Here is a 14,939-nt window from a genome sequence, read left to right on the forward strand (position 1 = left end):
CCGCCACCCGCCGCGATCCGCGTCCACTTTCCCCACACGTCCCTTGCCCAGGAGCGCAGCAATGCGAGAAGTCCCCGACCTGTCGTCCGTCTTTGGCGCCATGCACGCCGCGTCACGGCGCGACCAGCTGCCCGCCTGGCCCGTGCGCGCCGACCGCCTGCGGCGCCTGCGCCGGCTGGTGACAGAGAACGAGGCTGCCATTGCCGCCGCCATCCACGCGGACTTCACCAACCGGCCGCGGCAGGAAACCGCGCTGCTGGAGGTATTCCCGAGCCTGGGCGGCATCGACGACGCGCTGCGCCACGGCAAGCGCTGGATGCGCGTGCGCCGCGCCCCCACCGGCTTCTGGTTCCGCCCGGGCCGCTCGCGGCTGGTGCCGCAGCCGCTGGGGGTAGTGGGCATCGTGGTGCCCTGGAACTATCCGCTGTACCTGACGGTGGGGCCGCTGGCCGGCGCGCTGGCGGCGGGCAACCGCGCCATGGTGAAGCTGTCGGAATACACGCCGCGCTTTGCGGCCTTGTTCGCGCAACTGGTGCCGCAGCACTTTGCGCCGGACGAGATCGTGGTGGTCAACGGCGATGCCGAGGTGGCGAGCGCCTTTACCGCGCTGCCCTTCGACCACCTGCTGTTCACCGGCTCGACCGCGGTCGGCCACCATGTGATGCGCGCGGCGGCCGCCAACCTGACGCCGGTGACGCTGGAACTCGGCGGCAAATCGCCGGCGATTATCGGCGCCGGCGCCGACCTGCCGCGTGCGGTGGAGCGCATCCTGGTGGGCAAGCTGATGAACGCGGGCCAGACCTGCATCGCGCCAGACTACGTGCTGGTGCCGGAAGACTTGCGCGGGCAACTGGTGGAAGCGGCACGCCAGTGCGTGGGCCGGCTCTATCCGGACCTGGCGCGCAACGGGGACTACACCAGCATCATCAGCCCGCGCCACTTCGCGCGCCTGGCGGCGCTGGTGGATGAAGCCGCGGCGCAAGGCGCCACCGTGGTGCCGCTGTCCGATGCGCAGCCGGACGCGCAGGCGCGGCGCCTGCCGCCGGTGCTGCTGCTGGATGTGCCCGAAGGCGTCACGGCGATGCGCGAGGAGATCTTCGGGCCGGTGCTGCCCGTGGTGACGTACCGCACCCTGGACGAGGCGGTGGACTACATCAATGCGCGCCCGCGCCCGCTGGCGTTGTACCTGTTCGAGCGCAACCGCGGCGCCATCGGCCATGTGATGAACCAGACCGTTGCCGGCGGTGTCACCGTCAACGACACGCTTTTCCATATCGCCCAGGACGGCCTGCCCTTCGGCGGGGTCGGCGCCAGCGGCATGGGCGCCTATCATGGGCAGGCGGGCTTCGACACCTTCTCCAAGGTGAAGCCGGTGTTCCACCAGGCCGGCCTGAACGGCGCCGGCCTGCTCAAGCCGCCTTACGGCAAGACCTTCGAAACCATGTTGCGCCTGCTTTTGCGTTGATCAGGACACCAGCATCGGCCGCCCAAGCATGCGCGACAGCACCGCCTCGGGCGAGTGGGTGTGGTCGGAAATCGCCTGCGGCGCCAGGTAGATGGTCTGCTCCATCATCGCCCGTCCGCGCATGGCCGCGTGCAGCAGCTGGTCGCTGAAGACGATCCAGGTGGAACCCGGCGGGAAGTGGAATTCCTGCTGCGGCACCTTGGCCTGGTAATCCAGGTCGGCCTTGGCCAGGTCATGCAGCTGCAGCATGCGGTGGTCGTATTCCGAGCGCTTGCGCTTGGTGATATGCAGCAGCTTCATCAGCGCCGCCTGCCCCGGCCACATGCCATGGGTCCTGGGCACGAACTTTTGCGCAAAATCGCCGAACGGCTCGCCCACGCGCCACACGCGCGCCGCGGCCGGGTCGATATTGTGGAACACGCGCAACAGGCGCTTGCCCAGCATCGGGTTGGACGGGAACGAGTCCACGTGCAGGCGGGTGTCGTCCTTGCGCCAGCTGACCGGGCGCCCGGCGATCTCGCTGGGCCGCAGCGAGGTGCCGGCGCGCGTCATGTGCGGGATGTATTCCGGGAACAGCGTGCGCACCAGCAATTCGCTGTTGTCGGCGTAGCGGCGGATCAGCGTGTACAGGCCCGCCAGGTCCTGCGGGCTGCCCTGGGCACCGCGCACCGCGGTGTCGTCGGCGCGCAGGTTGATGTTCTTGGACTTGCCGTCGGAATAGCGGCTGTCCAGGAAGCGCTCTTCGCCCGGCTGGAAACGGAAATTCAGGTTCGGGAAGTACAGCACGGCGCCCTGCTCCAGCTCGCGGCGCAGGGTGGCGCGTTCCTCGGCCGTGACCTGCGGCGCCCAGTCGGTATACGGCTGCGGGCGGATCAGGTTGAGCTGGCCGGCGGCGGCGGGCGGCTGGGTTGAAGTCGAGGGGGCAAGGGCAGGCGCTTCGGACATGGCATCCTCTGGAAACGGTCACCAGTGTTTGGGGTCGGCCGCCGGCGTGGCGGCTGGGGATGGCGGGATTTTACTCCCTGCCGCCAGCCGTGGCGCCGGCGTCACGCGGCGACTGGACCAGGATCAAGCCCGCGTAAAAAAACCCCGCGGGCCCTTGCGGGCCGGCGGGGCTTGCCGTCAGTGCTGCTGGCGCGGGTGGCGCTTACAGGCCGGCCGCGGCGCGCAGGGCAGCCGCCTTGTCGGTGGCTTCCCACGAGAATTCCGGCTCTTCGCGGCCGAAGTGGCCGTAGGCGGCGGTCTTCTCGTAGATCGGACGCAGCAGGTCCAGCATCTGCACGATGCCCTTCGGGCGCAGGTCGAAATGCTCCTGCACCAGTTCGGCGATCTTGGCGTCGGGGATCTTGCCGGTGCCTTCGGTGTAGACCGTGACGTTGATCGGGCGGGCCACGCCGATGGCATAGCTGACCTGCACCTGGCACTGGCGCGCCAGGCCCGAGGCCACCACGTTCTTGGCGACGTAGCGCGCGGCGTAGGCGGCCGAGCGGTCGACCTTGGACGGGTCCTTGCCCGAGAACGCGCCGCCACCGTGGGGCGAGGCGCCGCCGTAGGTATCGACGATGATCTTGCGCCCGGTCAGGCCGCAGTCGCCCTGCGGGCCGCCGATCACGAAGCGCCCGGTCGGGTTCACCAGGTACTTGGTTTCCTTGAGCATCTCGGCCGGCAGCACCGCCTTGATGATGTCCTCGATCACGGCTTCGCGGATCTGGGCTTGGGCGATGTCGGGCGAATGCTGGGTCGACAGCACCACGGTGTCAACACTGTGCGGCTTGCCGTCGACATAACGCACCGTGACCTGCGACTTGGCGTCCGGGCGCAGCCAGGGCAGGCGGCCGTCGCGGCGCAGCTGCGACTGGCGCTCGACCAGGCGGTGGGCGTAGTAGATCGGGAACGGCATCAGTTCCGGGGTCTCGTCGCAGGCATAGCCGAACATCAGGCCCTGGTCGCCGGCACCCTGGTTCAGGTAGTCGTCGGAGGCGCGGTCCACGCCCTGGGCGATGTCGGGCGACTGCTTGTCATAGGCCACCAGCACGGCGCAGCCCTTGTAGTCGATGCCGTACTCGGTGTTGTCGTAACCGATGCGCTTGATGGTGTCGCGTGCGATCTGGATGTAATCGACGTTGGCGGTCGTGGTGATTTCCCCTGCCAGCACCACCAGGCCGGTGTTGCAAAGCGTCTCGGCAGCCACACGCGCGTACTTGTCCTGAGCCAGAATGGCGTCGAGGACGGCGTCGGAAATCTGGTCGGCGACCTTGTCGGGATGGCCTTCGGAAACAGATTCCGAAGTAAAAAGGAAGTCGTTTGCCACGAACTTATTCTCCAGGTTGGCTATTGCGTGCCAGCCCGTGCGGTTCATGGCGGCGACGCTTTAGCGGTATTTCAGGCAGCCCGGTCAGAGCCGCATCGCCCCGCAAGTTGTCAGTTAACTCGGCGATACACGCTATTATACGCGCCTGCCGGGCTCGTTGCAGCGCGCCAGGGGCGCCGGCGCAACACCAGCGCCGCCTTGGCGCGCGCTGGCCGTGCGCCTTGCCGGATGTCGGCACGCTGCGCGCGGATCTGAATACCGCCATCGAAAAAAACGCCTGTTGGCCCGCCCGTTTTCCGGCACGGACGCGCGACAGGCTCGCTTTTCGCGCCTGATGACCTTTATTTTCTGGCTGATCTCCCGTTTTCCGCTCCGCCTGCTTCAAGCCGTGGGTGGTGTGCTTGGGCTAATCGCGGCGAGACTGCCCGGCCGCTATAGCCAGCGCCTGAGGGAAAACTTCCGCCTCGCGTTTCCGGATGCGACCGACGCGATGATCGACGAAGCCGGCCGCTCGGCCGGGCGCATGATCATCGAGATGCCTTACTTCTGGAGCCGCAGCAAGATCGGCGCGAAGCTGCATGGCTTCGACGACGACATGTGGCCGGCCCTGGGGACGCTGCAAGCGCGCGGCAAGGGGCTCATCATCCTGACGCCGCACCTGGGCTGCTTTGAAGTGCTGCCTCAGTCCCATGCCTTGCTGCGCCCGGTCACCGCCCTGTTCAAGCCGCCGCACCAACCGTGGCTGCGCGACTGGATCGAGAAAATGCGTACGCGCCCCAATATGCATATGGCGCCGGCCACGCCACGCGGCGTGCGCATGCTGGTCAAGGCGCTCAAGCGCGGCCAGGCGGTGGGCATCCTGCCGGACCAGGTCCCGACCGGCGGTGAAGGCAACTGGGCGCCGTTCTTTGGCAAGCCGGCCTACACCATGGCGCTGGTGCACCGGCTGCAGCAACTGACGCAGGCGCCGGTGGTGGTGGTGTTTGCCGAGCGGCTGCCGCGCGGCGCGGGCTATCGCGGCCACTACCGGGTGATCGACGGCGGCGGCATGCTGCCCGAGGATGCCGCCGAGGCCGCCGGCGTGATCAACCGCCATATCGAACAACTGGTGGCCATGGCGCCCACGCAGTACCTGTGGGGCTACCACCGCTACAAGCATCCGGCCGGCGCCGAGCTGCCGCCTGACTATACCGCCAGCACCGCGACCAAGACGACCACTGATCCTTCCCTTTCATGAGCCGCGTGTTCACCTGGCTCGGCATCGGACTGCTGACGGTGCTGGGCAAGCTGCCATATCCGTTTGTTGCCCGCTTCGGCGAAGGGCTCGGCAGCCTGCTCTACCTGGTCCCCAGCGAACGCCGCCGCGTGGTGCGGGCAAACCTGCGCCTGTGCTTCCCTGACAAGACCGAGGCCGAGATCGACGAAATGTCGCGCCAGAGCTTCCGCATCCTGTTCCGCAGCTTTGCCGAGCGCGGCATCTTCTGGACCGGCAACGAAGCGCAGATGCGCCGCTGGGTGCAGATCGACGACCAGGCCGACCTGGTGGCGCTGGATGGCACCCCGCATATCCTGGTGACGCTGCACCTGTCGGGCGTGGAAGCCGGCGCGATCCGGCTCAGCATCCACCTGCGCGAGCAACTCGGCCGCTCCGGCGCATCGCTCTATACCAGGCAGAAGAACGACCTGTTCGACCACTTCCTGAAGCACGCGCGCGGGCGCTTCGGCGCCAACATGATCTCGCGCAACGACAGCGCGCGCGACATCCTGCGCTGCCTGAAGAAGGGCGAGGCGCTGCAGCTGATCGCCGACATGGATTTCGGCGAGCGCGACTCCGAGTTCGTGCCGTTCTTCGGCGTGCAGGCGCTGACACTGACCTCGGTGTCGCGGCTGGCACGCCTGACCGGGGCCAGGGTGGTGCCGATCTACACCGAGATGCTGCCTGACTACCAGGGCTATGTGCTGCGCATCCTGCCGCCCTGGGAAGACTACCCCGGCGCAAGCGTCACCGACGACACGCGCCGCATGAATGCCTTCTTCGAGGCCTGCATCCGCCCGCGCGTGCCGGAGTACTACTGGGTGCACAAGCGCTTCAAGCACCGCCTGCCGGGCGAGCCCGAGATCTACTGAGCGCGCCGGCATATCCGGCGCCGCGCAGCTACAATCCCCACCATGAAACTCCAGTTCACCAAGATGCACGGCGCCGGCAACGACTTTGTCGTGCTCGACGGCATCCACCAGCAGATCGACCTGACCCCGGCGCAATGGCGCGCGCTGGCCAGCCGGCATTTCGGCGTGGGCGCGGACCAGATCCTGATCGTTGAAAAGCCGTCCCGGCCCGATGTCGACTTCCGCTACCGCATCGTCAATGCCGATGGCAGCGAGGTGGAGCACTGCGGCAACGGCGCGCGCTGCTTTGTGCGCTTTGTCACTGACAAGGGCATGACCGACAAGCGCTCGGTGCGCGTGGAGGTGATGAACGGCGTCATTACCCTGACGCTGCAGGACGACGGCCAGGTCACGGTGGACATGGGTGCGCCCGAGCTGGAACCGGCGCGCGTGCCGTTCCGTGCCGAAGGCCTGCCCACCCGCGCGGAAGGCGCGGACACGCAGTACGGCCTGGAGGTCAACGGCCGCACCGAATGGATCTCGGCGGTATCGATGGGCAATCCGCACGCGGTGCAGGTGGTGGACGACGTGGAGAACTTCCCGGTGCTGCAGGACGGCCCGGTGGTTGAACACCATGCCGCCTTCCCCAACCGCGTCAATGCCGGCTTCATGCAGGTGCAGGACCGCAATACCATCCGGCTGCGTGTCTACGAACGCGGTGCCGGCGAAACCCTGGCCTGCGGCACCGGCGCCTGCGCGGCCGTGGTGGCCGGCATCCGGCGCGGCCTGCTGGACTCGCCGGTGCGGGTGCATACCCACGGCGGCGAACTGACCATTGCCTGGGACGGCGGTGCGGAACCGGTGCGCATGACCGGCCCGGCCACCACCGTGTTTGAAGGCAGCATTGACCTGGCAGCCCTGCCGGCCTGACCATAGGGGCTGTGCGCCCCTTTCCACACGCCCCGCATTCCTTGCCGCGGAGCCCCGGCGGGGGCGCCCATTCCCTTGATCTTGCTGGTCAGACCGATGGAGCGCCCATGCCGCTGGACGATTTCCGCATCACCTCGGGCAAGCGTCTTCGCCTTGCCGACTTCGACCCGGGCAGCAAGCCGCTGTCGTGCGGCAAGAAAGACGAAGACCTTGCCCGCATCATCGAGCTGAGCAACGCCCTCGACGCGCAGCAGGACATCTTCTACGCCGAGCACCGGCGCAAGCTGCTGGTCGTGCTGCAGGGCATGGATACCAGCGGCAAGGACGGCACCGTGCGCGGCGTGTTCCGCAGCTTCGATCCGCTGGGCATCCGCGTGGTGGGCTTCAAGTCCCCGTCGCCGGAGGAACTGGCGCGCGACTACCTGTGGCGCATCCACCTGCAGGTACCGAAGACGGGCGAGATCGTGGTCTTCAACCGCAGCCATTATGAAGACGTGCTGATCACGCGCGTGCACGACTGGATCGATACCGCCGAGTGCGAGCGGCGCTTCCGCCAGATCCGGGACTTCGAGTCGATGCTGACCGAGACCGGCACCACCATCGTCAAGTGCTTCCTGCATATTTCCCGCGACGAGCAGAAGGCACGGCTCGAAGCGCGCCTGGCGGACCCGGAGAAACACTGGAAGTTCGACACCAACGACCTGGCCGAGCGCAAGCACTGGAAGGCCTACATGGACGCCTACGAGGCTGCCATCATGGCGACCAGCACGCCCGAATGCCCGTGGTACGTGGTGCCGGCCGACTCCAAGACGCACCGCAACCTGATGGTGGCGGAGATCCTGACCAAGGTCTTCGAGGACCTCAAGCCGGCCTACCCGCCGGCCCGGCCGGAACTGGCCAGGATCAAGGTCGACTGAGCCGCCCGGCCGCCTCAGCCACCGTTGCCGCGGTGCACGTCGTGCGTGACGAAGGGGTGCTCGCGGCTGGGCATCGCCAGCCATTGCGGATGGCGCAGGGTCTGGCGGATATCTTCCAGGCCGCTGGTCCAGTGCTCGTGCATGGTGAGCGAGCCGAACTGGTAGTCCTTGGCCATGTTCTCGAACGACTTGTCGCGGTAGATCAGCTGGATCACGTTGCGCCGGGCATCGCAAGCCTGTTCCGCGGCGCGCCGGTACGATGCGTTGTCGCGCTTTGACGCGGGCACCAGCGCCATCACTTCATTGAGCATGCGGCGCATGTTCTGCTGCTCGCGCATGTAGTCGGTAATGGCGCGCGTGCGGCTGGAATAGCGGATCTCCTTCTCGCGCTCGGCCACATCGACCAGGTCGTGCGGCAGCTTGCCGCGCGCGCTCCACAGGTCGACCTGGAAGATCAGCGCGTCGCGCCGCGGCTGCGCGGTCAGCACCTCGGCCAGCGGCGTGTTCGACACCAGCCCGCCGTCCCAGTAGTACTCGCCATCGATCTCCACTGCCGGAAAGCCCGGCGGCAGCGCGCCCGAGGCCATGAAATGCTCGGGGCAGAGCTGGTCGCGGGTATTGTCGAAGTAGGCGAAATTGCCGGTTCGCACATTGACCGCCCCCACCGAGACGCGCATCAGGTCGGGGCGGTGGTTGATCAGGTCGAAGTCGGCAAAGCGCTCGAGCGTCGCCTTCAGCGGCGTGGTGTCGTAGAAGCTGGCACGGCTCGGGTCCGAGTAGCGCGACATCAGCTCCGGCCAGCTGCGCGGCTGGAAGAAGCCGCGCTGGCCTTCGAGCATCGCGCGTGTCGCATGCAGGCCGTCGAACCAGATCCGCATCGGCTCGGGCCAGCCTTCGGCATGGTCGGCGAACCAGGTGTGTGACGGGCTAGGCAGCCACGGCTGCGCGCAGATGTACTCCCAGAAGGCGCGCAGCTGTTCCACGCGGCGCTGGGGCGGATTGCCGGCGATGATGGCAGCGTTGAGCGCACCGATGGAGATGCCGGCAACCCAGTTCGGGTAGATCCCGCCCTCGGCAAGGCCCTGGTACACGCCGGCCTGGTAGGCCCCGAGCGCGCCGCCGCCCTGCAGCACCAGCGCGCGCACGGCATAGGCCTCGTGCGCCGGCCGGTCCGGGGCCTTGGCAGCCTGGCGCACCGGCTTGCGCGGCAGCACCTGCGCGCCGCGCTCGGCCAGCGAGTCGCCATTGCCGGCCGATTCCGCCGTTGTGGTTGGCGTTGCCGCCTGCCGCCCTGCCCGTTCCTGCCGCTCTTTTGCCGCCACGCCGCGCTCCCTCCCAGTCTGAAAGTCAGCCGTCCGTCCGCTGTCCGCCGAACGTGCGGAAAGAGGGCGCTGGTTGGCAGCACCCCATTGTCATCAACGGTTTCAGACGCCGTAGCGCTGACGATAGGCCGCCACGGCCTCGCGCGAAGCACCCAGCGCCGGGTCCTGGGACGCATCCAGGTACGCCAGCAGGTCCTTCAGGCTGGCGATCGCGATCACCGGGATGCCGAATTCGCGCTGCACGTCCTGCACGGCGGAATGGGTGCCGACCTGCTCGGCGGTACCGCTCTTTTCCATGCGGTCCAGTGCGATCAGCACCGCGGCCGGCTCGGCGCCGGCGGCGCGGATCATGTTCACCGATTCGCGGACCGAGGTGCCGGCGGAGATCACGTCGTCGACAATGACCACCTTGCCCTGCAGCTTGGCCCCGACCAGCGTGCCGCCTTCGCCGTGATCCTTGGCTTCCTTGCGGTTGTAGGCGAAGCCGACGTCACGTCCCATGCCCGCCAGCGCCACCGCGGTGGCCGACGCCAGCGTGATGCCCTTGTAGGCCGGCCCGAACAGCACGTCGAATTGCACGCCCGAGGCCAGCAGGGTTTTGGCATAGAATTGCGCCACCTCGCCCAGCATCGCGCCCTGGTTGAACAGGCCGGCGTTGAAGAAGTAAGGCGACTTGCGGCCGGCCTTGGTGACGAACTCACCAAATGACAGCACGCCCGCATCGAGCGCAAAGCGGATAAAGGTCTGGCTGAGATCGGTACCCGCGGGCGGTTTCTGCTGCGTCATCATTTCTCTCTGAATTCAAAATTTCCCCGAATGTTACGGATTATCAGCGCCAACCTCAACGGCATCCGCTCCGCGTCGAAGAAGGGCTTTTTCGACTGGATGGGCAAGCAGGACGCAGACATGGTCTGCGTGCAGGAACTGAAGGCGCAGGCCGCCGACATGACGGAAGCGTTCCTTGCGCCACATGGCTACCACGGCTATTTCCATTACGCCGAGAAGAAGGGCTACAGCGGCGTGGGCCTCTACACGCGCCATCAGCCCGAGCGCGTGGTCACCGGCTTCGGCATTCCCGAGTTCGACAACGAAGGCCGCTATGTGGAAGTGCAGTATCCGCACCTGGCGGTGATCTCGGTGTACGTGCCGTCCGGCTCCAGCGGCGAGGAGCGCCAGCAGGCAAAGTTCCGCTTCATGGAGTCCTTCCTGCCGCACCTGCTGCAACTGAAGGCAAGCGGGCGCGAGATCGTGCTGTGCGGTGACGTCAACATTGCGCACAAGGAAATCGACATCAAGAACTGGAAGGGCAACCTGAAGAACTCAGGCTTCCTGCCGGAAGAACGCGCCTGGATCGGCGAACTGTTCGACAGCCACGGCTATGTCGACGTGTTCCGCAAGCTGGACCCGCGCCCCGACCAGTACACCTGGTGGAGCAACCGCGGCCAGGCCTACGCCAAGAATGTCGGCTGGCGCATCGACTACCACCTGGCCACGCCCAAGATCGCTGACACGGCGCACCTGTGCTCGATCTACAAGGACGAGAAGTTCAGCGACCACGCGCCGCTGTCGATCGACTACGACTTCCCGCTCTGAGCACGGCGCTTACGCCGCCCGGATCTCTTCGAGCAGTTCCGGGTGGCGATCAAGCAACTTCAACAACTTGACCAGCGCCAGCGGCGGCTTGGTCCGGCCGGTCTCGTAGCGCGAGAACGCATTGACACCGCCGCCGAAGATCTCGGCGGCTTCGCGCTGGTCGAGGCGGAGTTTCTTGCGCACGCCGGTGATGTAGGCAGGCTCGACAAATGCGGCGTTGACCTGGCGGTTGAACGCGTTCATCAGCTTCATCAACCGGTCGCTCTCCTGCCAGTCGGTCACGGATTCGCCGCATTCCGGGCAGAACTCGCCGCGCACGGCTTCCAGGACCGTGGTTTCGCCACGGTAGGTGTAGGGGACATCGCGCACGTCGGCCACCAGTTCAGCCGCGCCGCACACGGGGCATTTCATTTTGCTCAGCTCCTTTCATCGTGCCTTGAACGACACGACCAGCAGGTCTTCAGTCACGGTCAGCTTCAGGTACACCCCGCCGTACGGTGTCACCGGGCGGTAGACGTCCTGCCAGACGGCGTGGTCGGCGTAGGCCGTCATGCTCTTGTAAAAATCGGCACTGCTCAGGCCCGCGACCACCTGCGCCAGCCCGGCCATGTCAAAGCCGAGTGCCGTGGCGCCATCACGCGCGCATCGGGTGACACGTACCCGCTTTGCTCCAATCAACTCCCTGACCCGCCAGAGCGGGTAATGCGCCGTCCCCTTTTCCATGCAAATTAACCTACTTGGTTATATCCTGCAAGCCCCGAACTGTGCCAGATCGCAATAATCCCATCGGTACAAACCCCTGCGACCAGCCCCCATCCCCGCTACAATGCAGGTTCCCTACCGCATGCGGCAGGGGACGTTTCGCATTTCCCGCACCTCATTGAGTGAGTCAGCCATGGTTTTCAAAGTGTTCGTCGATGGTCAGGAAGGCACCACCGGTCTCCGGCTGCTTGACTATCTTTCCGGCCGTTCCGACGTGGAACTGCTGCGCATTGCCGATGACAAGCGCAAGGACCCGGCCGAACGAGCACGATTCCTGAACGCCGCCGACGTCGCCTTCCTGTGCCTGCCCGATGTGGCCTCGCGCGAGGCGGTGTCGCTGGTGACCAACCCGAACACCTGCGTGATCGACGCCAGCACGGCGTTCCGCACCACCGACAGCTGGGCCTATGGCCTGCCCGAGCTGGCGCGCGGCCAGCGCGAGAAGATCCGCGCCAGCAAGCGCATTGCGGTGCCGGGCTGCCACGCCAGCGCCTTCGTGCTGGCAGTGCGTCCGCTGGTGGACGCCGGTGTGCTGCCGGCCGACTACCCGGTTTCGGCGTTCTCGCTGACCGGCTACAGTGGCGGCGGCAAGTCGATGATTGCCGAATTCGAAGCCGGCGGTAACCCGAAGCTGGACAGCCCGCGCCCGTACGCGCTGGGCCTGGAACACAAGCACCTGCCCGAAATGCGCGTGCAGGCCGGCCTGGCGCAGGCGCCGGTCTTCAACCCGATCGTCGGCAACTTCCTGAAGGGCCTGGCGGTGACGGTGCCGGTGTTCCCGGACCGGCTGGCGCGCAAGGTCAGCCCCGAGCAGATCGTCGAGATCTACCGCAAGCACTATGAAGGCGAGCAGTTCGTGCGCGTGATGCCGTACAACAGCGCCGACAACCTCGACGGCGGCTTCTTCGACGTGCAGGCCAACAACGACACCAACCGTGTCGACCTGTTCGTGTTCGGCAATGCCGAGCGCCTGAACCTGGTGGCCCGCCTGGACAACCTGGGCAAGGGTGCGGCCGGCGCGGCGGTGCAATGCATGAACGTGCATGTGGGCGCCGACGAGGCCACGGGGCTGCGCGCCTGACGCGGCAGCAAGCCCTGAATGAGAAAAAAGCCGGCAATGCCGGCTTTTTTCATTTGCGTCAGCAGACCGCTCAGCGTTGCAGCGGCTTCTGCCGGTCGTCGTCGCCGCTGTCCACCGGCGCGCCGCCCAGGCCCGCCATATTGGCGCGGTATGGCGGCAGCTTGTCCACCGTGGTATTGCTCGCGCGCGCATAGAGCGGCAGCACCTCCGGCAGGTGCTTCTCCAGGTCGGCGATGCGGTTGCGCCCGGACGGATGCGTGGACAGGAACTCTGTGCCGGACTGGCTCACCTTGCCCATCTTCTGCCACAGCGACACCGCGGCGCGCGGGTCGTAGCCGGCGCGCGCGGCGATATCCATGCCGACCAGGTCCGCCTCGGACTCATCCGCGCGCGAGAAGCGCAGCGTCAGCAGGTGGGCGCCGGTGCCCAGCGCCATATTGCCAAGGTTGCCGAAGCCGAACAGCTGCGAGATCACGTTGGCGCCGAGATTGGTGATCTCTGACTTGGCGGCGCGCTCGCGCGCATGCTCCTGCAGCGCGTGGGCGATCTCGTGGCCCATCGCCATGGCGATCTCGTCGTCGGTCAGCTTGAGCTGGTCGAGCAACCCGGTATAGAAGGCGATCTTGCCGCCCGGCATGCAGAACGCATTGACCTGCCTGGAGCCGATCAGGTTGATCTCCCACTGCCACTGGCGCGCGCGCTCGTTCCAGCGTGCGGTCTGCGGCAGCAGCCGCTTGCCGATCGCGCGCAGGCGCACCAGTTGCGGGTTGTCGGCGGCGGCCAGTGCATGCTTGGCGATGGCTTCCTGCTTGAGCTGCTCGTATTCCTGCGCGGCCTGCTGCTCGATGGCCTCGACCGGCACGATCTTGCGCACGGCCGAGCCGCTGCGGTCCAGCCGGATGCCGCCAGCCTCGCTGTCCTGCGCCTGGGCGGGCAGGCACCAGGCCATGGGCGCCGCCACCGCGGCCAGCGCCAGCGCGCGGACCAGCCGGTCACGGGTGGGACGCTGAACACCTTGCAGGCGGCGGAGCATTTGCGGTTCCTCGGACGCAGTGGAAGACCAGGCAGGCGGATCGGTGATCCGCGGCAACGATGCCGTGCCGCATGTGGCGGGCAGGCAAACAGGTGATGCAATAATACACGGCGCCCGCGCAGCCGCGCGGCGCTTCACGCCGGCCCGTTCATGACCTTCCAGACCTATCTCGATATCTTCCGCAACCGTCGCATCGGCGCCATGCTGGCGCTGGGCTTCGCCTCCGGGCTGCCGCTGGCGCTGACCTCCGGCACCTTGCAGGCATGGATGACGGTCGAGGGGCTGGATATCAAGACCATCGGCTTCTTCTCGCTGGTGGGCCAGGCCTATATCTTCAAGTTCCTGTGGGCGCCGCTGATGGACCGCTACACGCCGCCGCTGCTGGGGCGCCGGCGCGGCTGGCTGCTGGTGACGCAGCTGGCGCTGGTGCTGGGCATCGCCGGCATGGCCTTCTGCCCGCCGCGCGAGGCGTTGTGGATGCTGGCGGCGCTGGCCACGCTGGTGGCCTTCCTGTCGGCGTCGCAGGACATCGTCTTCGACGCCTACAGCACCGACGTGCTGCGCCCGCCCGAGCGCGGCGCCGGCGCGGCGGTGAAGGTGCTGGGCTACCGGCTGGCGATGCTGGTCTCGGGCGGCCTGGCGTTGTGGCTGGCCGACCGCGTGCTGGGCTGGCAGCAAACCTACCTGCTGATGGCGGCACTGATGGGCGTGGGCATCGTCACGCTGCTGTGGGCGCCGGAACCGGACGTGCCCGCGCGCGCGCCGCACTCGCTGGAAGAGGCAGTGGTAGGGCCGCTGCGCGACTTCTTTGGCCGCCAGGGCGCGTGGTGGCTGCTGCTGCTGATCGTGCTGTACAAGCTTGGCGACGCCTTTGCCGGCAGCCTGTCGACCACCTTCCTGATCCGCGGTGTGGGCTTCTCGGCGGGCGAGGTGGGCATCGTCAACAAGACCCTGGGGCTGGCCGCCACCATCATCGGCGCGCTGTTCGGCGGCACGCTGATGGTGCGCCTGGGCCTGTACCGCTCGCTGATGCTGTTCGGCGTGCTGCAGGCGGTGTCAAACCTGGGTTACTGGATCCTGGCGGTGACGCCACCGCACCTGTGGACCATGGGGGCGGCCATTGCGGTCGAGAACCTGTGCGGGGGCATGGGCACGGCGGCCTTCGTCGCGCTGCTGATGACGCTGTGCAACCGCTCGTTCTCGGCCACGCAGTACGCGCTGCTGTCGGCGCTGGCGTCGGTGGGCCGGGTCTATGTGGGGCCCTCCTCGGGCTATATGGTCGAGGCCTGGGGCTGGGCGCCGTTCTACCTGGGCACCGTGGTGGTGGCGCTGCCCGGCGTGATGCTGCTCTGGGCCATGCGCCATACCGTGCATCGCTACGAGGCCCAGGCGCGCGAAGCGATCGCCTGAGCCCGAGCT

Annotated in this window: 15 protein-coding genes; 8 read left to right on the top strand and 7 right to left on the bottom strand. The window is 67.1% G+C overall.

The annotated features are described in order from the left end of the window. Positions 1-61 precede the first annotated feature (61 nt). On the top strand, positions 62-1,465 hold the full coding sequence (locus ACW4E8_RS04345; protein WP_456803372.1) for a coniferyl aldehyde dehydrogenase: 1,404 nt from the start codon (positions 62-64) through the stop codon (positions 1,463-1,465). On the opposite strand, the gene ACW4E8_RS04350 is transcribed toward ACW4E8_RS04345, so the two are convergent. After that, positions 1,466-2,410: a Kdo hydroxylase family protein gene (locus tag ACW4E8_RS04350; protein ID WP_456803373.1), complete on the bottom strand. Its 945-nt coding sequence runs from the start codon at positions 2,408-2,410 to the stop codon at positions 1,466-1,468. A 202-nt stretch (positions 2,411-2,612) separates the two neighbouring features. Further along, on the bottom strand, positions 2,613-3,776 hold the full coding sequence (gene metK, locus ACW4E8_RS04355) for a methionine adenosyltransferase (RefSeq protein ID WP_456803374.1): 1,164 nt from the start codon (positions 3,774-3,776) through the stop codon (positions 2,613-2,615). 334 nt (positions 3,777-4,110) lie between these two features. On the opposite strand from metK, the gene ACW4E8_RS04360 reads away from it, so the two are divergent. From ACW4E8_RS04360 to ACW4E8_RS04375, 4 genes are all read left to right on the top strand, one after another. Further along, positions 4,111-5,013 carry a lysophospholipid acyltransferase family protein gene (locus tag ACW4E8_RS04360; protein WP_456803375.1) on the top strand — a complete coding sequence of 301 codons (903 nt, stop codon included), beginning with the start codon at positions 4,111-4,113 and terminating at the stop codon, positions 5,011-5,013. Beyond that, entirely contained in the window at positions 5,010-5,903 is an 894-nt protein-coding gene (locus tag ACW4E8_RS04365; protein ID WP_456803376.1) for a lipid A biosynthesis lauroyl acyltransferase, read from the top strand. Before ACW4E8_RS04360 ends, ACW4E8_RS04365 begins: the two co-directional genes overlap by 4 nt. A 42-nt stretch (positions 5,904-5,945) precedes the next feature. Continuing rightward, positions 5,946-6,812: a diaminopimelate epimerase gene (dapF, locus tag ACW4E8_RS04370; RefSeq protein ID WP_456803377.1), complete on the top strand. Its 867-nt coding sequence runs from the start codon at positions 5,946-5,948 to the stop codon at positions 6,810-6,812. 107 nt (positions 6,813-6,919) lie between these two features. After that, positions 6,920-7,729 (top strand): polyphosphate kinase 2 family protein, encoded by an 810-nt coding sequence (locus tag ACW4E8_RS04375; protein ID WP_456803378.1) that lies wholly within the window; start codon positions 6,920-6,922, stop codon positions 7,727-7,729. Positions 7,730-7,743: 14 nt separating this feature from the next. On the opposite strand, the gene ACW4E8_RS04380 is transcribed toward ACW4E8_RS04375, so the two are convergent. After that, complete coding sequence (locus ACW4E8_RS04380; protein WP_456803379.1) at positions 7,744-9,051, bottom strand: patatin-like phospholipase family protein; 1,308 nt, start codon at positions 9,049-9,051, stop codon at positions 7,744-7,746. 102 nt (positions 9,052-9,153) lie between these two features. After that, positions 9,154-9,840 carry an orotate phosphoribosyltransferase gene (gene pyrE, locus ACW4E8_RS04385; RefSeq protein WP_456803380.1) on the bottom strand — a complete coding sequence of 229 codons (687 nt, stop codon included), beginning with the start codon at positions 9,838-9,840 and terminating at the stop codon, positions 9,154-9,156. A 27-nt stretch (positions 9,841-9,867) separates the two neighbouring features. Between pyrE and ACW4E8_RS04390 the strand changes: the two genes are divergently transcribed. After that, entirely contained in the window at positions 9,868-10,644 is a 777-nt protein-coding gene (locus ACW4E8_RS04390) for an exodeoxyribonuclease III (protein WP_456803381.1), read from the top strand. A gap of 9 nt (positions 10,645-10,653) precedes the next feature. Here ACW4E8_RS04390 and ACW4E8_RS04395 read toward each other — a convergent pair whose 3' ends face one another. Both ACW4E8_RS04395 and ACW4E8_RS04400 read right to left on the bottom strand, forming a co-directional pair. Further along, the gene (locus ACW4E8_RS04395) at positions 10,654-11,055 is read right to left on the bottom strand and encodes a type II toxin-antitoxin system MqsA family antitoxin (protein WP_456803382.1); all 402 of its coding nucleotides are present in this window, start codon (positions 11,053-11,055) and stop codon (positions 10,654-10,656) included. Positions 11,056-11,070: 15 nt separating this feature from the next. Beyond that, positions 11,071-11,367 carry a type II toxin-antitoxin system MqsR family toxin gene (locus tag ACW4E8_RS04400; protein ID WP_456803383.1) on the bottom strand — a complete coding sequence of 99 codons (297 nt, stop codon included), beginning with the start codon at positions 11,365-11,367 and terminating at the stop codon, positions 11,071-11,073. A 172-nt stretch (positions 11,368-11,539) separates the two neighbouring features. Here ACW4E8_RS04400 and argC point away from each other — a divergent pair, with 172 nt between their 5' ends. Next, a complete protein-coding gene (gene argC, locus ACW4E8_RS04405; RefSeq protein WP_456803384.1) occupies positions 11,540-12,487 on the top strand; it encodes an N-acetyl-gamma-glutamyl-phosphate reductase in 948 nt (315 codons plus the stop codon). Positions 12,488-12,557: 70 nt separating this feature from the next. Here argC and ACW4E8_RS04410 read toward each other — a convergent pair whose 3' ends face one another. Continuing rightward, positions 12,558-13,520 carry a M48 family metallopeptidase gene (locus ACW4E8_RS04410; protein ID WP_456803385.1) on the bottom strand — a complete coding sequence of 321 codons (963 nt, stop codon included), beginning with the start codon at positions 13,518-13,520 and terminating at the stop codon, positions 12,558-12,560. Between the two features lie 150 nt (positions 13,521-13,670). Here ACW4E8_RS04410 and ACW4E8_RS04415 point away from each other — a divergent pair, with 150 nt between their 5' ends. Then, positions 13,671-14,930 (top strand): muropeptide transporter, encoded by a 1,260-nt coding sequence (locus ACW4E8_RS04415; protein WP_456803386.1) that lies wholly within the window; start codon positions 13,671-13,673, stop codon positions 14,928-14,930. Positions 14,931-14,939: the final 9 nt, after the last annotated feature.

This window comes from Cupriavidus sp. CP313, assembly GCF_054072015.1.